Below are 19,558 nucleotides of genomic sequence, written 5' to 3' on the forward strand. Positions count from 1 at the left end.
CGATTAATGATTCCTATTTAGCTGCTAGATACTCATATTGCTAGCAAACCAATTCCATTCATTTTTCATAAAAAACCTATTATTTTGTAACCTTTCCTCGGATAGCTAGTCTAATATAGTAAAGAGGAAAGAGTGGTGAGTATGGTGAAAAAAATGGTACTGGGATTCATATTCATATTCATGATTGTGGCAGCAGGCTGTTCTAGTAAGAATCAGGTAGTGTTTAGCAAGGATGATTATAAAAAAATAGCACCTGCTAATAATCAATTAGGTTTTACACTGCTGTCCGAGATTGAAAAAGATGAAGCAGGCAATACCTTTATATCACCAACTAGTTTATTTATGGCTTTGTCAATGATTTATAACGGTACAAATGGGGAAACAAGGGAGGAGTTGGCGAAGCTCTTACAGGCAGAAGGAATCAGTGATGATGAGCTGAATCAAGCCAATGCATCTTTGATGTCAATTCTTCAAAAGGATTCAAAGAGTATGGAAGTGAATATAGCCAATTCTATCTGGTTAAATGAGAGATTTCACTTTCAAGAAGATTTTTCTAATGCTACGTTTGATTATTATCATGCTGCGACAGAAGCAATGGATCTAACGGATAGCCGTTCAGCAGACAAAATTAATAAATGGGTGAAGGAAAAGACGAAAGGTACGATTGAAAAAATGGTACAAAAGCCTTTGAAGTCTGATTTAGTAGCGATTCTTATTAACGCTATTTACTTTAAGGGAAATTGGAAAAATGAATTTGATCCAAAGCTAACAGAGGAACGACCTTTTTATCTGGAGGATGGAACAGTAAAGGATTGGCCACTTATGACAATCAGTGAAAATATGGCATATACAGAAAATGATTCTTTTCAGGCAGTTTCCCTTCCTTACGGGGAGGGTGAAATGAGTATGAAGATATTTCTGCCAAAGGCAGGCTCTAGTTTAGCCGAATTTGAGTCAATGCTTTCGAGTGCTAATTGGGGTAAGTGGAATCAGGAATTTCATCATCAGGAGGGAACCATCTGGCTGCCGAAGTTTCAGCTAGAATACGAGGTATCGTTAAATGAGTCCTTAAAGACGCTTGGTATGACTACTGCCTTTGATAAAGGGGCAAATTTCACAAAAATGATTCAGGAGGATAATCCTGTTTGGATAAGTCAGGTGAAACAAAAAACCTTTATTGATGTCAATGAGGAAGGGACTGAAGCATCTGCTGCAACCTCTGTTGAAATGAAAACAACCTCTGCACCTGCAGACGGTCCATTCTATATGGAAATAAACCGGCCGTTTTTCTTTGTCATTACGGATGATTCAAACACCATTCTATTTATGGGAGCTATGAAGAATCCACAAATGGAAAGTAAATGAGACCATGATTATGAAAAAAGAGTATGAAATAGTCTAGTTGATAGACTCTCATACTCTTTTTGTGTTGTATAGCCTTTTTCACGACAGTTTAAGATTATATTAATATACTTAAAAAGGTGATTGACAGATATGTATATACAAGTTACAATGAAAACGTTCACAAGAAACTTGTATATACATGTTAGATGAGGATGAAGGCGGATTCATAATCCATTGTTGTTCATGAAACACTATTATAGAATTCTTCGATTGAAGAGGAGGAAATAGGATGAGTAACTTTACTCAAACAGCAAAAGAACTGCTAGAGTATGTTGGAGGCAGTGATAATATTTCAGTTGTCACACACTGTGCAACAAGAATGCGGTTTGTGTTAAATGATCCGAAAAAGGCGGATGTTGAAAAAATAGAGGCTCTTAAGCTTGTAAAAGGTACATTTACCCAAGCGGGGCAATTCCAGGTCATTATTGGAAACGAAGTGGCTTCTTTCTATAATGAATTTATCAAGATTGCTGGTGTAGGTGATACCTCAAAGGATGAGGTGAAGCAGGCAGCCAAGCAGAATATGAATGTTTTACAACGAATGATTGCCCATCTTGCGGACATCTTTACACCATTAATTCCAGCGATTGTTGTTGGGGGTCTTATCCTCGGTTTCCGTAATATTATTGGAGACATTAAAATGTTTGAGGATGGAACAAAAACATTAGTAGAGATATCACAGTTCTGGGCCGGAACGCATGCGTTTCTTTGGCTGATAGGGGAAGCGATATTCCACTTCTTACCTGTTGGAATCACATGGGCAGTAGCAAGGAAAATGGGAGCTACTCCGATTTTAGGAATTGTTCTTGGGATTACACTTGTATCGCCACAGCTCCTTAATGCGTATGGAGTTGCCGGTGCAACAGACATTCCATTCTGGGATTTTGGTTTTGCGAAGATTGAAATGATTGGTTATCAGGCACAGGTGATTCCGGCTATTCTTGCAGGTCTCTTACTATCTTGGCTTGAACTGAGATTACGGAAGATTGTCCCAAATGCGATTTCGATGATTGTGGTTCCATTCTTTGCATTAGTTCCGACCGTTTTAATTGCGCATACTGTTTTAGGACCACTAGGTTGGCAAATCGGTTCATTTATCTCTGATGTTGTTTACTCTGGATTAACATCTGCGTTCGGCTGGTTATTTGCAGCAATCTTTGGTTTCGCTTATGCACCACTAGTAATTACTGGTTTACATCATATGACAAATGCCATCGACTTACAGCTGATGAGTGAGCTAGGTGGAACAAACCTATGGCCAATGATTGCTCTTTCAAATATTGCTCAAGGATCCGCTGTTTTAGCGATGATTTATATTAACAGAAAGAACGAAGAAGAAAAGCAGGTTTCGATTCCAGCAGCTATCTCTTGTTACCTTGGTGTAACGGAGCCGGCGATGTTCGGTATTAACTTAAAATATGGCTTCCCGTTCTTAGCAGCGATGATTGGCTCACTAGTTGCAGCGGTTATTTCAGTTGGTAGTAATGTAATGGCAAACTCGATTGGTGTCGGCGGTCTGCCAGGAATCCTATCGATTCAGCCACAGCATATGCTGACTTTTGCACTAGCAATGACTGTTGCAGTAGTAATTCCGTTCATTCTTACGGTTATTTTCGCTAAGACTGGCATGGCAAAGGTTAATTTTAAAAGAAAATAAAATACAAATACGAGGGGAACATTAAGTTGTTCCTCTTTTTCCTACTATTCTGTTTAGTAATAGGGAAAATCAGCAAGCTAAAAATAATGAAAATAATATATAAAAGGATTGGTGTTAGAATATGAGTCAGCCTTGGTGGAGAAAAGCGGTCGTCTATCAAATTTACCCGAAAAGCTTCAATGATACGACAGGAAATGGTCTAGGTGATATAAGGGGCATCATTGATAAGCTCGATTATTTGGCAAAGCTTGGAGTGGATGTGTTGTGGTTAACACCGGTTTACCAGTCACCACAGCGTGATAATGGTTATGACATTAGTGATTACTTTCGTATCTATGAACCATACGGAACGATGGAGGATTTTGAGCTTCTTTTATCGGAGGCGCATAAGCGCCATATTAAAATTATTATGGATATTGTCGTGAATCATACCTCAACTGAGCATCAATGGTTTATTGAATCAAAATCCTCTAAGAATAGCCCATACCGGGATTATTATATTTGGAAGGATGGAAAAAACGGCGAGCCGCCGACCAATTGGGAATCTAAATTTGGTGGCAATGCCTGGCAATATGATGAAGCAACAGGCCAGTATTTTCTACATCTGTTTGATGTAACACAGGCGGATTTAAATTGGGAAAATGAACAGGTTCGTACAGAGGTCTATGAGATGATGAAGTTTTGGCTTGATAAGGGGGTTGACGGCTTTCGCCTTGATGTTATAAACCTGATTTCGAAGGATCAGCGTTTTCTAGATGATGACGGTTCAACGCCACCAGGAGATGGACGTAAGTATTACACAGATGGTCCTAAAATCCATGACTATCTCCATGAAATGAATCAAGCGGTGTTTTCTAAGTATGACATGATGACGGTCGGTGAAATGTCCTCAACTTCGATTGATAATTGTATCAAGTATACAAATCCCAATCGTCAGGAGCTCGATATGACCTTCAGCTTCCATCATTTAAAAGTAGATTATCCAAATGGGGAGAAATGGACAAAGGCCGATTTTGACTTTCTACAGTTAAAGCAAATTCTATCTCAATGGCAGGTGGAGATGAACAGGGGCGGTGGCTGGAATGCCTTGTTTTGGTGTAATCACGATCAGCCCCGTGTGGTGTCACGGTTCGGAAATGATGGGAAATATCATCGTGAGTCGGCGAAAATGCTGGGCACTGCGATTCATATGATGCAGGGGACGCCTTATATTTATCAGGGTGAGGAGTTTGGCATGACAAACCCTAACTTCAACAGTATTGATGATTATCGTGATGTAGAATCGTTAAATATGTATAAAATTCTGCTGGAAAAAGGAATATCAGAGAAAGAAGTGCTCGATATCTTAAAGCAAAAGTCCCGTGATAATTCACGAACACCCGTTCAGTGGAATGACAGTGAGAATGCCGGCTTTACCACTGGAAATCCTTGGATACAGCCCGCAGCAAATTACAAGGAGATTAATGCAGAAACAGCACTGGCTGACCAGAACTCTATTTTTTACCATTATCAAAAGCTCATACAGTTGCGGAAAGATTACGATATTGTTACAGAAGGAAATTATCAGTTGCTATTAGAGGACCATGATGCTATTTTTGCTTATGTGAGAACAAATAGTGATGAGAAGCTCTTGGTTGTGAATAATTTTTATGAAAATGAAGTAGAATTCCAGCTGCCGGATCATATTGATATTACGGGCTTCAACAGCAGGGTTCTCCTATCTAACTATGATGATGCCTCCAAAAGTCTGCAACAATTCATTTTAAGACCATATGAGTCTGTTGTTTTTTATCTAAAAAAGTAAACCGAGGTTTTGACTATGACAAATAAGTATTTAATGATCCATAATGAAATCGCTAGACAAATTGATAAAGGAGATTTTCCGACTCATTCCCTTTTACCATCTGAGCATGAGCTATGTGATCGTTACAATACGTCTCGGGAAACCATTCGTAAGGCCTTAAATTTACTGTCACAGAACGGTTATATTCAAAAGGTCCGTGGGAAGGGCTCGATTGTCATAAAAAGCACGAAAATCGATTTTCCGGTTTCCGGCTTGACAAGCTTTAAGGAGCTCGCCGATAAAATGGGGGAGAAGCCCCGTACATTTGTTGAGGAGCTGTCACTTGTGAAGCCTGAAACCTATATTCAAAAGCAGCTAAACCTGTCGAGCAAGGATCAGGTTTGGCGGGTTTTCCGTGTGAGAGAATTGGGCGGGGAAAAGGTTATTCTTGATAAGGATTATTTGAATAAGAAATATGTTCCAGAGCTTACGAAGGAGGTTTGTGAAACCTCAATCTACGAATATCTGGAAAAAGAGCTAGGGTTATCCATAAGCTTTGCGAAAAAAGAAATCATTGTCGAAGACCCGTCCGAAGAAGACAAGCGATTACTCGATTTTGATGGTTTTCACTCGATTGTTATTATAAAAAATTATGTCTATCTGGACGATGCCAGTCTCTTTCAATATACCGAATCAAGACATAGACCCGATAAATTCCGCTTTGTTGACTTTGCAAGAAGAGCACATTAGAAGCAGGTGGTAAGTTATTTGTTTCATGAAAATGGGCATCTTTGTGAAGGTTGTATGAAGGTTTTTGTTTTTTGATAACAAATGATATATAAAGTTTTATAATAGTAATATAATATCTAATTACAGATAAAGGAGGACTTCTAGATGCTTAATAATATTGGTATTCCAGGATTAATATTAATTATTGTCTTGGCGCTTATCATTTTCGGACCAAAGAAGCTTCCTGAATTAGGCCGAGCTGTCGGTCAAACTCTAGGCGAATTTAAAAAGTCAGCTCGTGCATTATCGAGTGAAGTAGTAGATGAACTAGATGAGGACAAGAAAGAAGATAAAAAAGAAGACAAAAAAGAGGTGTGAGATAATTCTCGCATCTCTTTTTTGTTCTAAATGGATAAAGGACGGGTTTGGCTGCTCCAAGTGTTTGCGGAGAACCAAGCAATCCAATGAATGATCAGAGCTTGATTAATTGTTTGACTGCGTAAGCAAATCCGTTTTCATTGTTTGTTTTGGTAATGATGTCTGCTTCCTGCTGGACAGCAGCAGGGGCATTCCCCATGGCAATGGAGGTTGTTGCGACCTTGAATTGGGAAACATCATTGCCGCCATCTCCAAATGCATATATTTCACTAAAGGACTGCTTCGTTAATTGCTGGTAGCGAAGGAGTGCACTTCCTTTATTGGCTTCCACAGAGGTAAACTCTACGTTATTTGGAAAGGAGGACGCGTAGGAAATCTCTAAATTTCCTTCAATTGCTTTTTTAGCCTGATCGATTTTTTCAAGCTCTTCAGGTCGCGTTACAGCCATCACCTTATAGATTTTTAGACCTTGTTTTTCTAAAATTTTCTCATAATCATAATCCTGGAAAATCGGTGCAATTTCTTCTGGTCGTTTATCCTGAATATCCGGATTTCGGCATGGAAAGCCTCCCTGATTGGTATAGACCATAATCCATAGTCCTAAATTTTGTAAAATAGGAAACAATTCCTTATAGGTTGCGGTGGGCAAGGCTGCTTCAAATAGGGTTTCCCTTTTTTCAGTGTAGATGATGTTGCCATTAATACTGATAATGGGCGTCTCAAGTCCTTGGATGGCATCTATTTTTAAGACATCCTCAACGGCCCGACCCGTATTAATAATCACATGGTGACCCTGCTTTTTTAGGTCTTGCAGCACCTGATAATTTTCATCTGATAACATATGCTTTGAATCTAATAATGTACCGTCTAAATCAATCGAGAAACATTTCATCTTGTTGCTTCCTTTCTAATTGTGTCACCTTACTATAGCAAATATTGAGGGAAGAAAAAACCATGTAGAACCTTGATTGGTATTTGTGAATAAGTTTTCTTCTGACGTAAATTCTAAAACGGTAAGACATTTTACGAATGGAAGAGGGGTTATGATGGTTAATTACAACTTTGAGAAGTTTAGGAAGATACAGAGTCAGCACAAAAGTGAGTATGGTGGAGCAAGAAGTCGAGCTGGCAATAAGAATGCTTATAACACACAGGAAAACACGGACAAATCACCAGGGGCAACTGGTAGGGATTTTTAGAAAATAAAAAACAGATTATCTGCGTTAACGCGATGCATGTTCTCGATTCATTGCATCGCGTTTTTTATTGAAGACAAACAGATGTTGAAAACTGCTTTTCTTTTGTAGAAAGACCAATAAGAATAAGTGAAAATTTCTTGCGCTTTTTTCATACAAATGTACATAGTACAAGGATAAATACATATACTGTATCATAACAAGGGTTAAATTAAATAATTTGTAGTAATACAAAATGGAGGCGAGCTAAGATGTTACAAAATCCAGTTGAATTTTTTAAACAATTACCGCAAAAGGAATGTGCGGAGTGCGGGCAGGTTATTGAAGAGCAGGCTGAGTCCTATTTAATGGAATGTGATCATTGTTTAGCCAAGCGTGACGAATAGAAATCATGAATAACGAACTCTTTGTAGGATTTAACTTCATTCAGCAAATGCTTTTTGTACCGAAAGCTTGCGACAGGTACAGAAGTCCTCCACTACTATAAGTGGGGATGAATGTAAATGGTTCTTCGATTCAGTGGGGGTACAAACCCCGGCTGAATGAAGTTAAGCCTCCGGCGGATGTCACGGATTTTTTAAAGGTAGTTTATCAAGCGAGCTCGATAAAAATCCGGACGCAAATTCGACGGGCGAATTTGATTCTTATGAAGGTTTTTTTTTTTGTCCGTCAAACCTTATTTTAATTCGTAGATTTCACCAATCTTTTTGGACTTAAATCATTTCCTTGCTGCCAATAATTAACTACTCGATAAAGAGAAAGGAATCCTCCTCAAGGGTCATACTAAGCTTGTATTGGTAATGAAAGGGGAGACGGGTATGAATTTGGAATGGTTTGACCGAGTGTGCGGAGAGTTGCAGGATAGTCTTGATTCCATCTGCAGCAAATATGATGAAAATGGCGGAATGTCTATAGAGCGTGGAGCAAAGCATCCGAGAATTGATTTTTTCATCGAAAACGGAGAGATGGATAGAGATTATTTTTGTACCATTTATTTTGACGCGAGGAATGAGGAATTCTATCTCGAATCCTTTGATCCTGAGCTTGGCTATGAAAGTAAAGTGGTCCTAGCGGACATTGAGGATATAGTGGATGCTGTACATGAGAGCTTTCATCTATATATGGATGAAGACGTTGATGTGGAAGAGGATATATTTCATGAGGATATCGAATATGGCGAAAATGACCATGTAATAGAATTTGCGGAAGAAGCGGTTGATTCAGATATGATCTTAGAAGAAGTGGATGTAGAATGGGAGACACCAGAAGTAACTGCTTATTATTTGGAAAATGAAGTGGAGGTTAGCTACCAGTTTGGGATTGTTCAGGAGACGGGAGATGGTGTGTTACGCCGGGTTAACCGTATATGGACAGAGGACAACGATTTGCTAAAGGACGAAACCAACTTCATTTTTAGCAAAGAAGAAGCTAGTACGATTATTGCGATGATTGCCAGTCATATGGATTCATTGAGTCCGATGGATTCCTATTAACGGAAATGTATGTTCAACCTATCGTAATGGGGGGTTCCTTGTTAGGTAACAAGAAACGCCCCTTATCTTATGATATTGAGTAGGTTTGGTTTTGGATCACTCGAACGGCGAGTCTGATGGCCATAAGAGTTTCGGTTTCAGTGAAAAGGTCTTCTGTGCTGAAAATGGTTGATTGGCGATTGAGTCCTTTGTCAGTCGGGACATTGGTTTCGGTAATCGAACTTTGAATGATTTCGCAGCTTGGCTGTTCATTAGAATAGAGAGTGGAATATTGCTGGATATGGGTAGGATGATGAGACTGCCATTCTTCTGTGTTAATACTACTATTCGGCAATGGCTGTGAAGTAAATTCATCACTAATGTGAAGGATGTTTTTTTTCGGTTGGACAGGCTCTGTTAAATAGCTGGTCAGCTGTAAGAACCTTTCGAATGGAACGTGCTCAATAAGTGAGTACATATTCAAGCCATCATGGTAAGAAATATGTCGTCGAATGTAGCCATTGAATAATAATTGGTCAGTCGGCAGCAGGAGACGGCACTTAGTGATGACGACCTGATTCTTCACCTCGGCAATTTCCAGGACAGGGTTTGGGAAAACAGACCGAAATGATAAATCCACATCTAAGGGAACGAGAGCAAGCACCATCGCTGCGGTTGTTTCAGTGCTTCTACTAGGTTTTTTGTGTTCTTGAACTGGCTCCTTTTCTTCGCAGAAAAAATCAAATTCCTCATTATCCTCATTATTTAGGTAATCTCTGGACATTTTATACCTCCTATTGGGGCAAATAATAGGTATTTTATGCGGTACAAAAGACTATGTATAGGAGAATGCCTAAAAGACAGACCTCCTCAATGTTTAACTATCCAAAAAAATAACGAGCTTTAATATCGGGGCTCTGCTCCTGATAGAATCATGCCGAAACAATGGTTTGTGAGGGAGATGGTAGGTTGACCATCCCTCACATGTAAAATGCAATGTATCGGTATGGGAGTTAAGAGTTGATGTAAGTGTGTAGAACTACTTTATACATAATGAGGAATATCTGGTTCTGACAATACTATGATTTTGTAAGCCTATTTTTCATCAATATTCACAATCATATTCATCGTCATTGGTTGTTGAAGATACATACATCTGTTGATTTTGGAGGATTTTAATGGTGAAATCAATGACCAGTTTATCCTCGGTTTCTTTAAAGGTTCCTTCATTAAAAAATTCAGCTGCATCTAGAGGACATCTGTCCACTGCTTCTACCCATTCAATGATTTTGCTAGAAACCAATTCACAATAGGGCAGTTCATTATAATATTCTGAACTAGCTTGATGGAATTGAGAAAGGTCGCTTGATAGCATCTCATCTTTTTCTGGATAACCAGAAGGTAATGGACTTGAGACGAGAAAATCAAATTCATGACGGTCGTTTCTTTTTGGCATGATGGGCTTAGTGATGAAATCATTAATCTCAGTAATAAGATCGAAAGGAATATGCTCGGTATGTGAATGTAAATCACTTGAAACGGTTGTTACACCTGGATTTAGCTCTGTCAATGCGGCATACTGGATGTTTTTTCGCACATAGCCTTTAATAAATAATTTATTTGTGGGTAGTAATAGTCTGCATTGGGTAAGAATCAGTGTTTTTTTCACATCTTTAATTTCAAGTACATCCTCTGGAAAACATGTTTTATGAATAGTGTGAACCTGTAAGCTAGGCTCTGCTAACACAACCGGTACCTTTGTGAGTACCTTCCCAAGTGTTATTTGTGGACGATAATGCTTTTGTCCATAATCATCATGCTTCTGTTTTTTATTATCTGACATGTTAATCCTCCTACTGGGAACAGAATAATGTATTCTATGCTGGGCATTTAACCATGTATAGGTAAACGCCCAGGGACAAGAAAGAAACGAAAGAAAATTTTGAGTCAGAAGGCTAGTAACTTTTTAATAAAAAATAATCATCATTTTACGGGAGTTACATATACTGTACTATAACAAACGAAGAACGTTTGAATCTGTATTATAAAAAAGGAGAGGTTATCATGATGCGTAGTACAGTTGATCAGGTAAAACAATTGCCGAAAAAGGTATGTGCGGAATGTGGTCAAATCATTGATGAGCAGGTTGAATCCTTCCTAATGGAATGTGACTACTGCTTATCAAAGAAAGAAGAATAATAGAAAAATAACCTTAAGGTGCCAGGCACCACAAAAAGACAAAGTACTCGATATTGTCTATTTGTGGTGGCTGGCACCGTATCTTTTGTTTTGTTTTTGTAGAAAAATGTCGGTAGTTTGAATTTTATAAAAATAAGTGTAATTTAAATCACATGTTATAATAAATTTGTCGATAATCGTAAGTAAAAAAATGTAAATGAAAGAGTGGGATTACTATGTTACTAGAAGGATTAATTAACCGCTTTAAATTAGAAAGAGAACGTAACCCATCACATGTAAATGAACTACTTGATTATGTCCAAAAAAATTATCTTTATGGCGAATTATCCATAAAGGAATACAAAAACCTATATTTTGAATTAGACAAACAAAACGCAGTAAAACCAAGTTTCTAATAAAAATGATCAGAGGATGATTCTGTTCCTTCCAACGGGAGTGATAGAATCATCCTCTTGTATCTATTCGGATAATAGTTGAAAGACATCTGCATATGCGCTTCAAAAAAATAACCGCATGTAAAATGCGGTCCAAATGCTGGTTTATTATTGACTAATACCCAATATAGAGTATGCAAAGATAGTCAAATGTGAATATAAAATGAAATAATTTTTTATCAGCTTTTTAAACGGAATGATAGCGAAGGACAAGTATCATAAAGCGCTTACCTTTCTCCAATTACAGATTGTAAATATTGTAAAGCAGACTCTTTGCTTCCTGTATATTTTTCTTGTCGTGATTGGTCTTTTTTTATTTTGTCAATCGCTGCTTGAAGGATTTCCGTTTCTTTTCTGGCGGGTACAACAATCACTCCATCTGCATCTCCAACAATCATGTCACCAGGGTTAACGCTGACCCCACCGCAGGATATGGGAACCTGCAATTCACCTGGTGCTGCTTTTGCACTCGCTGAAATAGTGGAAGCACGGCAGAAGACAGGAAAATCGAGGTCTTTAATGCCCTGAATATCACGAATCGCTCCATCTATAATGATTCCCTGCAGTCCCATCACCTGGGCTAAGCTAATGACAAAATCACCGGCAACTGCTCGCTCCGTATAGCCTTTACCATCCACTACCAGCACATCGCCTGGCTTGGCATCCCGTATGCCGCGTAAAATACCCGTATTATCTCCGGCAGGAATATTAACTGTAAAGGCTCTTCCGGCAACTTTGTAGGCTTCCTTTAACGGTTTTATCGCTGTGTTCATATGGTTAAATCCTTTTAGTGCATCAGAAATAGCGGTAGTAGGTAAACCAAGAAAACGTTCTTCCAGTGACGTCATGAGACTTCCTCCTTTTTAGTCGTTGATTTTATTATGTATAAGCTAGGCTAGTTGAAGTTATGACAGCACAAGGATGGATGAGTATGGTTCAGTTACTCTATGAATCTAAGTTTAGTACAGGAGTTGAAGGATACGCCAGATTGAATAGGAGTATATTTGAGAATTCAGGTTTCAGTCGAATGACCTATAAGCGGTGGTGATGATCGAAGCAGTTATCAACTCCACCGCCTTTAGCAGTCCTTTTTTATAATGAGACAGAATACCTTTTCTTTTCTTTAAAATAACACCAATCCTGAAAGCCGATTTCTTTAAGCTTTTGTCTAACTAACTCAAAATCATCACCAACTCTTTCAGGATCATGTGCATCGGACCCGAAGGTAACCTTTACCCCAAAATAAAGCGCTCTCTCTAGTATCTCATAGGAAGGGTACCAGCCTCCAACGTCCTTTGTTTTTCCTGAGGTATTCACCTCGATGGCAACATCCTGCTCTGCGATAATCTGCAGGGTTTTATCGACTGCGTTGGTTTGGATGGTGGAAAAAGCAGGATAAAAGCCTTTCATGGCATCAATATGGCCAAGAATTTCATACATTCCGCTCCTGGCTGATTTTTCAATCAAATCGTAATAGGCATTTTTTGTTTTTACTTTCTGCTCAGCTGAAAGACCCTCCCAACGGGTTTTATGAAAGATACTTTCACCATCCACATGATGAACCGAGCCGATAATGTAATCAAACGGATAGGGCTGAAAGCAACGGCGATAGATGTCAACACTTTCCGGGAAAAAGTCTGCTTCAATGCCAAGCAATACGTCAATTTTTCCTTCATACTCCTTTTTTAGCTGCTGTACTTCTTTTATGTAATGAGGGAATTCACTTTTTGCCATCGTGATATGTGGATAGGGCTGGTCTTCCTCCATTCCAAAATAAGGAGAATGGTCTGCAATACCAATCATCGAAAGCCCGCAATCAAGTGCTGCTTCAATATAATCACGAATACTTCCCCTGGCATGACCACACCGGTCATGATGGGTGTGAAAATCAAATTTCAAATCTGAATCCAACATATACCTCATCCTTTACATGCGATTTCATTATATTTTGCCTTTACATGAAGTAAATGAACCGTCGATTTGCTACTTTGTTCCCCTCATTTTAACCTCTAATCATAGTTTATGAAAATGTTCATACAATTTACTGAGGTGGTGGAAAGTGGACTTCGACAGAGAAAAGGCAAAACTGTTGGCCGTGAATATAGAGGGTTTTTCTCTTTTCGTTCGGAAAAGCTATCAAAATAATAACAGCTATCTTTCCAATCCAGAAAAGTTATATAGACTAAAATCATTAGTGGATGAATTTCAATTTCAAATCATCGCCGATGAATTATCACGCATAAATCGGTTTATTTATGATGAAAAATACACAAGGTTATTGGTTAATCGCTTTAGAAAAGCACTCCATATAATCGGAGACTATATCGATCAAAATTCCCAGGATTTGTTTATTTTCACTGCCAGGCTTTATACCTTACGCTCCATCTGCCGTTCGTTTACCAATATTTAATGCATGAGGTGCTACAGCCTCATGCTTATTTCTATTCATTTATTCTTTAATAAGGCTGGATGCTTGGCACCTTTCGTTTTCACCGGTTTTTCCCAGTGTGTTAGTTAATCGGTTATTGTAAAATAGATATATATATAAATAGCAAAAATGTCGTTTTTTATCGAAGTATGTTATATTAATTGTGATAATTTAGTAGAAAAGGAAGGATCGAATGCTTCAAATTGTAGACAAAACCTCGATTGTTCGTGCCTCTAAACAGTTATGTAAGCAGTCTGGTCTTGATCCGACAGTGATTCCGAAATCCAAATGTATACCTGATTATGTGCTTGAAGAAAAACTGAAAAGCTATGAGGAAATATTATCTGTTGCCCGCTTTTTCATGGACCAGTTCTTAGATTCCATTAAAGGGAAGGGCATCCCGTTATTAATTTCTGTCAGCAATGATGAAGGTGTGATTCTACAGATAGACGGGGATCAATCAATCAGAGAAATCATGAATAATTCCGGCTTTAGAGTTGGAGTACAGTTTATTGAAGAAATGTCCGGAACCAATGTTGTCAATCTGGCCTTAAAATATCGAAGGCCCATTGAAATTATTGGAGATGAGCATTATCATCATTATTTTTATCAAGCTGCTTGCTATTCTGTTCCATTTACCTATCAGGAACAGGGCACTTTGCTCGGTACGATTTCTATTATGACCTCGATCGAATATAATCATCCGTTTTTCTTAGCGATGCTTCAAACCATGGTGGATTCGATTGAGCGTGAATTACAGCTGCGGAAGCAGAATGGCCGATTAGAGGTGTTGAATCATATTCTCATTGATACAACACGCAATGGAGTTGTGGCAACAGATACAAATGGCATCGTTCTTGAATATAATCTTATCGCTGAAAAAATAATAAAGAGTCGTAAAAAGGATGTTATCGGGAAGTCAATAAGCCTCCTTACAAATATAAACAGCTATATCGATCAAGTGTTAAAAGAGGAAAAGAAATTTGAAGACATTCAATTAAGCTTCATTGATATGGAAACCAATAAAAATATTGTCTGTCTGTTTGATGCTTTGCCGATTTATGATCAAAAGGAGAACCTGATAGGTGCCCTAGGACAGTTTCGTGATATAACGGAAAGATTTGAAACGGAACAAAAAATTCAATATATGGCACATCATGATGAATTAACCGGTTTGGCAAATCGTCGTTTGTTTAAGCATCAATATCTGAAAGAAATCAAGCTTGCCCATGATTCGGGTGAAAAGCTAGCAATCGTTTTCATCGATCTTGACCGGTTCAAATATGTGAACGACACCTTCGGCCATAGTGAAGGGGACATTCTATTGCAGCAGGTATCCCACCGACTGAAAGAATGCTTAGTAACGGAGCGGGATTTAGTGGCCCGCATGGGTGGAGATGAGTTTATTTTTATTTTGCCGGAAAAGGAGAATTCTGAGTCGATCCAGTCACATGCAGAGAGGATCCTATCCTGTTTCGATCAACCATTCATGGTCAGTGGGTTTGATATACACATTTCTGCCAGTCTGGGAATTGCTATTTTCCCAGATAACGGTAAAGAGTTTGATAGCTTGATGATTTGTGCAGATAGTGCTATGTACCAGGCGAAGGCAAAGGGCGGAAATAATTTTCAAATTTTTGAACATAAAATGTATACCAATTCCCATAAACGATTATTCATGGAAAATGCATTGCGAAAGGCGATTGAGAAGAATGAGTTATATTTGGAATACCAGCCACAGATGGATGCTAAGAACGGTCGTCTCCTAGGTGTGGAGGCATTGGTAAGATGGAACCATCCTCAGCTGGGGTTCGTGTCGCCAACTGAATTTATCCCATTAAGCGAGGAAACGGGCATTATTATCCCATTAGGGGAATGGGTATTAAGAGAGGCTTGTAAGCAGAATAAACGTTGGCAGACGACAGGATATCCGCCAATTATAGTCTCTGTCAACCTATCTGGCAAGCAGTTTTCACAACATGGCTTGGTCAATGACATCAGTCAAATTTTGAATGAGACGGGACTGGAGCCAGAATATCTTGATATTGAAATAACTGAAAGCATGATGATGGATGTGAACCACTCGATTCATATCCTAGAAGAATTGTGCAGGTTAGGAGTACAAATTTCAATTGATGACTTTGGTACAGGATATAGCTCATTAAATTACTTAACACGTTTTTCTCTTGACCGTTTAAAAATTGACCGGTCATTTGTTCAGAACATCACGAATAGTGTTAGCGATGCCAGCATTGTAGAAACGATTATTGTGATGGCACATAATTTAGGGCTGAGGGTCATCGCTGAAGGGGTGGAATCTGTAAAACAGCTAGAGTTTTTAACAGAAAAGAATTGCGATGAATTCCAGGGTTATTTCTTTAGTAAACCTCTTTCAGCTGAGAAATTAGAACAGGAATTTTTACAAGGTAATTAATGGATGGCTAATCATGAAAATAAGGTGGTTTGAAGGATGGTTATTGCAGCTAAGATGAGGGATCAAATGGAGGGAGTGCTACTAAAGGATAAAACAAAGCCTGTGACAGTTGCCTCTGCGCTTTCTTCACACTTGAAAGAATTAGGTGCTACCCATATATTTGGCGTCCCGGGAAAGGCTGTAACTCCTTTAATTGCTGAAATGGACCGCCAAGGACTTTTGTTTGTGTTAAGTAAATTTGAAGGCGGGGCCGGATATGAAGCGGCCGGATTTGCTCTTGCTTCTCATACGATAGGTGTAGCGCTCGGTACGTCAGGACCAGGTGGGACTAATATGATTACATCTGCTGCCCAGGCGAAGGCATCGAATGCACCGGTATTATTTATCACCGGTCATGCTTCTTGTCTAGCAACAGGAAGAGCTCTTGGACAGGATGCATCAAGCTTTGGAACGGATATTGTTCGTTTATTCGAGTCGGTGACGAAATTTAGCCGCTCGGTGGATCGAGGTGATTTGTTTCCAGGCTATTTTCGACATGCCATTGAACAAGCCTTTACAGGGATAAAGGGTCCGGTCCATTTAAATATCCCGTTAGATGTGTTGATGGAAGAAATCGAGCCTTTTGAAATTCCTTCCCGAGATTTTGTCCAGCCTATGGTCTCCTCCAATATAGATGAAGTTATTCATGTGTTGAACAAAGCCCAAAAGCCTGTTTTGTTTCTTGGAAAAGGGGTTCATTCTGCTGCTGCCTATGAGGAAGTTCAGCAGTTTGCCGAGCGTTGGAATATGCCTGTTATGACCACACCTAGTGGGAAAGGAGCATTTATGACAACACATCCATTGTCGCTTGGAGGCTTCGGGCTTGGCGGGGCCATTGAGGCTGACCTTTATTTGCAGCAGGGTGTAGACCTTATGGTAGTAGTCGGGACCCGGTTATCTGATATGAGTCTTGCCGGTATGACGGAAGACATGTATCCGGAAAAAATAGTCCAGTTCGATTTAGATGTTACTTTTCTTGGAAAAAGTATTCCAGTACCAACGATTCCGGTTCTAGGAGATTTGAAGGCAAATATAAAAAAAATATTAGAAACATCAGATGGTCGGGTAGTAAGAAAAGCTTTATGGATTAATAGACTACAGATCAATCAGCAACAATACTATGAAAAGCCTGTTCTTTCAGCAGGACTGGCTGTAAAGACGTTTCAATCGAGAATACCAAGGGAGTCATTGGTCATCAGTGATTGCGGAAGTCATTCATTTTTTGCCATTCGTGATTTGGAAATCTATCAGCCTGGAAGCTTTATTTTTGACAGCTACTTTGGTGCTATGGGACACGGAATCGGCTATGCAGTTGGAGCGAAGGCCGCTTGTCCCGAACTGCCCATTGTTTGCTTAACAGGTGATGGCTGCTTATTAATGCATGGGACGGAAATTTCAACAGCAGTAAACTATCATTTAGATGTTATCTTTGTTGTGTTAAATAATGGGAGATTGGATATGGTGAATAAAGGAATGGCTGCCCATTTAGGAAAAGCGGTTGGGACCACCTATGAAGTGCCAGTAAATGGGGCATTATTTGCGGCTTCACTTGGAGCACATGGATTTCGCTGTCACACTGTAGAGGAAATTCAACAGGCAATGGATGCTGCACTGCAAAATGATGGACCAACGGTTGTAGAAATTATGGTCGATCCAGAGGAAATACCACCAACAATGAAGCGCGGTTAAAGAAAGGGATGTCCGAATGAAAGAAAAAAACAAGGGTGAACGGTATGATCACGGGCGTAAAACGATGATGGAAATGATGGGGGCGAGCGGCTCAGACATTATCGAACATTTGCAGCAGCTGCATCCTGATATCGCTGACTTAGTTATATCGGGTTATTCTGATATTTATGCCCGTCCCGGTTTGGAGAAAAAGCAAAGAGCGATTGTAACGCTAACATCGCTCATCACGCAAGGGGCCCATGAACAGCTGCATGCTCATACCATGACAGCATTACACGTGGGGTTAACACCAAACGAAATATTAGAAATCATTATCCAATGCACGGCATACGTTGGGTTTCCCCGTGCCTTATCCTCCTTACGAGTTGTACAGGAGGTATTAAAGGATAAGGGGCTGGAATTTGAAATAAGTGAATGATATATTCTCATGTTGATTATATAGCAGGTGGTTGGTTCTGTCGGTAATTGGGCAATAGAATCAACCACCTGCTTTTGTTTTGCTGTCATGTTGAATATATTTTCAGAATTGATAGAATAAACGAGAGAATAAGGTGGGAAGTTTGTGTAAGCCTAATTATTACATGAAGAGGAGAATAAAGATGAAAACATTGAAAATTGCTGTCATTCCGGGTGACGGAATTGGACCTGAAGTGATTTCAGAAGGAATGAAAATCCTTAATAGAATAGCTGAGCTGGATTCAGGCTTTCAATTTGAATTTAATGAGTTTCCATGGGGCTGTGAATATTACTCAAAGCATGGTGTCATGATGGATGAGAATGGAATGGATAAATTAAAAGAATTCAATGCGATATATTTAGGGGCAGTCGGGTATCCGGGTGTTCCGGATCATATCTCATTATGGGATTTACTGTTAAAGATTAGAAAGGACTTTGACCAATACGTCAATATAAGACCTATCCGTTTACTAGAAGCGGCGCCGTGCCCTTTAAAGGATATAAGCCGTGAGGATGTCAACATGCTATTTATTAGGGAGAATAGTGAAGGGGAATACGCTGGTGCTGGTGATTGGCTGTTTAAGGGACAGGAAAATGAAGTCGTTCTGCAAAATGGTGTTTTTTCCCGTAAAGGAACGGAACGGATCATTCGCTATGCCTTTGAAACAGCGAGAAAAGAAGGCAAAACATTGACAAGTATTAGTAAAGGCAATGCCTTGAATTATTCGATGGTCTTCTGGGACCAAGTGTTTGAGGAAGTCAGCAGGGAGTACCAGGATGTAGAGACAGCTTCTTATCTTGTTGACGCAGCAGCGATGCTCATGATCAAGGATCCAAAACGATTTGAAGTAGTTGTGACCTCGAATTTATTTGGAGATATTTTGACCGATTTAGGGGCAGCGATTGCAGGTGGAATCGGTTTGGCAGCAGGTGCAAATATTAATCCGGAGCGCAAATACCCATCGATGTTCGAACCGATTCATGGTTCTGCACCAGATATTGCTGGGCAAGGAATAGCCAATCCGCTTGCAGCTATTTGGTCAGCAAGCCAAATGATGGACTTTTTCGGCTATGAAAACTACGGTGAAAACATCCTCCAGGCGATAGAAAAGGTATTGCTTGACGGAAAAGTATTGACATCTGATATGGGTGGTACGGCCACAACGGAGCAGGTTGGGAATCATGTGGTAAACTATTTAGAGGAAATTCTAAACGCCCAGAAAACAAAAAGTTAAAGCTATAGATTTTTATATGAAGGAA

The 19,558-nt window shown here is 39.4% G+C and carries 19 protein-coding genes; 14 read left to right on the top strand and 5 right to left on the bottom strand.

The window, feature by feature from the left end:
- The first annotated feature begins 141 nt into the window (after positions 1 to 141).
- The 5 genes from BQ5321_RS08520 to tatA all read left to right on the top strand — a co-directional run bounded on the left by BQ5321_RS08520 (position 142) and on the right by tatA (position 5,951).
- Complete coding sequence (locus tag BQ5321_RS08520; RefSeq protein ID WP_071394092.1) at positions 142 to 1,365, top strand: serpin family protein; 1,224 nt, start codon at positions 142 to 144, stop codon at positions 1,363 to 1,365.
- A gap of 268 nt (positions 1,366 to 1,633) precedes the next feature.
- A complete protein-coding gene (gene treP, locus BQ5321_RS08525; protein ID WP_071394093.1) occupies positions 1,634 to 3,061 on the top strand; it encodes a PTS system trehalose-specific EIIBC component in 1,428 nt (475 codons plus the stop codon).
- A gap of 121 nt (positions 3,062 to 3,182) precedes the next feature.
- The gene (gene treC / locus BQ5321_RS08530; protein ID WP_071394094.1) at positions 3,183 to 4,865 is read left to right on the top strand and encodes an alpha,alpha-phosphotrehalase; all 1,683 of its coding nucleotides are present in this window, start codon (positions 3,183 to 3,185) and stop codon (positions 4,863 to 4,865) included.
- Positions 4,866 to 4,880: 15 nt separating this feature from the next.
- Positions 4,881 to 5,594, top strand: a complete 714-nt coding sequence (treR, locus tag BQ5321_RS08535; protein WP_071394095.1) for a trehalose operon repressor — start codon at positions 4,881 to 4,883, stop codon at positions 5,592 to 5,594.
- A 144-nt stretch (positions 5,595 to 5,738) separates the two neighbouring features.
- A complete protein-coding gene (gene tatA, locus BQ5321_RS08540) occupies positions 5,739 to 5,951 on the top strand; it encodes a twin-arginine translocase TatA/TatE family subunit (RefSeq protein ID WP_071394096.1) in 213 nt (70 codons plus the stop codon).
- Positions 5,952 to 6,045: 94 nt separating this feature from the next.
- On the opposite strand, the gene BQ5321_RS08545 is transcribed toward tatA, so the two are convergent.
- Positions 6,046 to 6,843 carry a Cof-type HAD-IIB family hydrolase gene (locus tag BQ5321_RS08545; RefSeq protein WP_071394097.1) on the bottom strand — a complete coding sequence of 266 codons (798 nt, stop codon included), beginning with the start codon at positions 6,841 to 6,843 and terminating at the stop codon, positions 6,046 to 6,048.
- A gap of 555 nt (positions 6,844 to 7,398) precedes the next feature.
- Here BQ5321_RS08545 and yhfH (BQ5321_RS23705) point away from each other — a divergent pair.
- A complete protein-coding gene (gene yhfH / locus BQ5321_RS23705; RefSeq protein WP_084786697.1) occupies positions 7,399 to 7,533 on the top strand; it encodes a protein YhfH in 135 nt (44 codons plus the stop codon).
- A gap of 432 nt (positions 7,534 to 7,965) precedes the next feature.
- A complete protein-coding gene (locus tag BQ5321_RS08555; protein WP_071394099.1) occupies positions 7,966 to 8,640 on the top strand; it encodes a hypothetical protein in 675 nt (224 codons plus the stop codon).
- 67 nt (positions 8,641 to 8,707) lie between these two features.
- Here BQ5321_RS08555 and BQ5321_RS08560 read toward each other — a convergent pair whose 3' ends face one another.
- Together BQ5321_RS08560 and BQ5321_RS08565 are read right to left on the bottom strand one after the other, a co-directional pair.
- On the bottom strand, positions 8,708 to 9,403 hold the full coding sequence (locus BQ5321_RS08560; protein WP_071394100.1) for a hypothetical protein: 696 nt from the start codon (positions 9,401 to 9,403) through the stop codon (positions 8,708 to 8,710).
- A 321-nt stretch (positions 9,404 to 9,724) separates the two neighbouring features.
- Complete coding sequence (locus BQ5321_RS08565; protein WP_071394101.1) at positions 9,725 to 10,462, bottom strand: CsxC family protein; 738 nt, start codon at positions 10,460 to 10,462, stop codon at positions 9,725 to 9,727.
- Between the two features lie 221 nt (positions 10,463 to 10,683).
- On the opposite strand from BQ5321_RS08565, the gene yhfH (BQ5321_RS23710) reads away from it, so the two are divergent.
- Together yhfH (BQ5321_RS23710) and yppF are read left to right on the top strand one after the other, a co-directional pair.
- Entirely contained in the window at positions 10,684 to 10,818 is a 135-nt protein-coding gene (yhfH, locus tag BQ5321_RS23710) for a protein YhfH (protein ID WP_084786698.1), read from the top strand.
- A gap of 215 nt (positions 10,819 to 11,033) precedes the next feature.
- A complete protein-coding gene (gene yppF / locus BQ5321_RS08570; protein ID WP_071394102.1) occupies positions 11,034 to 11,213 on the top strand; it encodes a YppF family protein in 180 nt (59 codons plus the stop codon).
- Positions 11,214 to 11,479: 266 nt separating this feature from the next.
- Here the strand turns inward: yppF and BQ5321_RS08575 are convergent, their stop codons facing one another.
- Both BQ5321_RS08575 and BQ5321_RS08580 read right to left on the bottom strand, forming a co-directional pair.
- On the bottom strand, positions 11,480 to 12,100 hold the full coding sequence (locus tag BQ5321_RS08575; RefSeq protein WP_071394103.1) for an RraA family protein: 621 nt from the start codon (positions 12,098 to 12,100) through the stop codon (positions 11,480 to 11,482).
- Between the two features lie 244 nt (positions 12,101 to 12,344).
- Positions 12,345 to 13,151, bottom strand: a complete 807-nt coding sequence (locus BQ5321_RS08580; RefSeq protein ID WP_071396827.1) for a histidinol-phosphatase — start codon at positions 13,149 to 13,151, stop codon at positions 12,345 to 12,347.
- Between the two features lie 160 nt (positions 13,152 to 13,311).
- Between BQ5321_RS08580 and BQ5321_RS08585 the strand changes: the two genes are divergently transcribed.
- From BQ5321_RS08585 to BQ5321_RS08605, 5 genes are all read left to right on the top strand, one after another.
- The gene (locus tag BQ5321_RS08585) at positions 13,312 to 13,662 is read left to right on the top strand and encodes a hypothetical protein (RefSeq protein ID WP_071394104.1); all 351 of its coding nucleotides are present in this window, start codon (positions 13,312 to 13,314) and stop codon (positions 13,660 to 13,662) included.
- Between the two features lie 211 nt (positions 13,663 to 13,873).
- Entirely contained in the window at positions 13,874 to 16,114 is a 2,241-nt protein-coding gene (locus tag BQ5321_RS08590) for an EAL domain-containing protein (protein WP_071394105.1), read from the top strand.
- Between the two features lie 36 nt (positions 16,115 to 16,150).
- Positions 16,151 to 17,842, top strand: a complete 1,692-nt coding sequence (locus BQ5321_RS08595; RefSeq protein ID WP_234978372.1) for a thiamine pyrophosphate-binding protein — start codon at positions 16,151 to 16,153, stop codon at positions 17,840 to 17,842.
- A gap of 16 nt (positions 17,843 to 17,858) precedes the next feature.
- The gene (locus tag BQ5321_RS08600) at positions 17,859 to 18,260 is read left to right on the top strand and encodes a carboxymuconolactone decarboxylase family protein (RefSeq protein WP_071394106.1); all 402 of its coding nucleotides are present in this window, start codon (positions 17,859 to 17,861) and stop codon (positions 18,258 to 18,260) included.
- A gap of 181 nt (positions 18,261 to 18,441) precedes the next feature.
- The gene (locus BQ5321_RS08605) at positions 18,442 to 19,533 is read left to right on the top strand and encodes a tartrate dehydrogenase (protein ID WP_071394107.1); all 1,092 of its coding nucleotides are present in this window, start codon (positions 18,442 to 18,444) and stop codon (positions 19,531 to 19,533) included.
- Positions 19,534 to 19,558: the final 25 nt, after the last annotated feature.

The organism is Bacillus tuaregi, assembly GCF_900104575.1.
Classification (GTDB): Bacteria; Bacillota; Bacilli; order Bacillales; family Cytobacillaceae; genus Bacillus_BD; species Bacillus_BD tuaregi.

Excerpts from the sequence above, each read along its gene's own strand:
- BQ5321_RS08520 (WP_071394092.1), top strand. The coding sequence starts at position 142 with ATGGTGAAAAAAATGGTACTGGGATTCATATTCATATTCATGATTGTG.
- treP (WP_071394093.1), top strand. The coding sequence starts at position 1,634 with ATGAGTAACTTTACTCAAACAGCAAAAGAACTGCTAGAGTATGTTGGA.
- treC (WP_071394094.1), top strand. The coding sequence starts at position 3,183 with ATGAGTCAGCCTTGGTGGAGAAAAGCGGTCGTCTATCAAATTTACCCG.
- treR (WP_071394095.1), top strand. The coding sequence starts at position 4,881 with ATGACAAATAAGTATTTAATGATCCATAATGAAATCGCTAGACAAATT.
- tatA (WP_071394096.1), top strand. The coding sequence starts at position 5,739 with ATGCTTAATAATATTGGTATTCCAGGATTAATATTAATTATTGTCTTG.
- BQ5321_RS08545 (WP_071394097.1), bottom strand. The coding sequence starts at position 6,843 with ATGAAATGTTTCTCGATTGATTTAGACGGTACATTATTAGATTCAAAG.
- yhfH (WP_084786697.1), top strand. The coding sequence starts at position 7,399 with ATGTTACAAAATCCAGTTGAATTTTTTAAACAATTACCGCAAAAGGAA.
- BQ5321_RS08555 (WP_071394099.1), top strand. The coding sequence starts at position 7,966 with ATGAATTTGGAATGGTTTGACCGAGTGTGCGGAGAGTTGCAGGATAGT.
- BQ5321_RS08560 (WP_071394100.1), bottom strand. The coding sequence starts at position 9,403 with ATGTCCAGAGATTACCTAAATAATGAGGATAATGAGGAATTTGATTTT.
- BQ5321_RS08565 (WP_071394101.1), bottom strand. The coding sequence starts at position 10,462 with ATGTCAGATAATAAAAAACAGAAGCATGATGATTATGGACAAAAGCAT.
- yhfH (WP_084786698.1), top strand. The coding sequence starts at position 10,684 with ATGATGCGTAGTACAGTTGATCAGGTAAAACAATTGCCGAAAAAGGTA.
- yppF (WP_071394102.1), top strand. The coding sequence starts at position 11,034 with ATGTTACTAGAAGGATTAATTAACCGCTTTAAATTAGAAAGAGAACGT.
- BQ5321_RS08575 (WP_071394103.1), bottom strand. The coding sequence starts at position 12,100 with ATGACGTCACTGGAAGAACGTTTTCTTGGTTTACCTACTACCGCTATT.
- BQ5321_RS08590 (WP_071394105.1), top strand. The coding sequence starts at position 13,874 with ATGCTTCAAATTGTAGACAAAACCTCGATTGTTCGTGCCTCTAAACAG.
- BQ5321_RS08595 (WP_234978372.1), top strand. The coding sequence starts at position 16,151 with ATGGTTATTGCAGCTAAGATGAGGGATCAAATGGAGGGAGTGCTACTA.
- BQ5321_RS08600 (WP_071394106.1), top strand. The coding sequence starts at position 17,859 with ATGAAAGAAAAAAACAAGGGTGAACGGTATGATCACGGGCGTAAAACG.
- BQ5321_RS08605 (WP_071394107.1), top strand. The coding sequence starts at position 18,442 with ATGAAAACATTGAAAATTGCTGTCATTCCGGGTGACGGAATTGGACCT.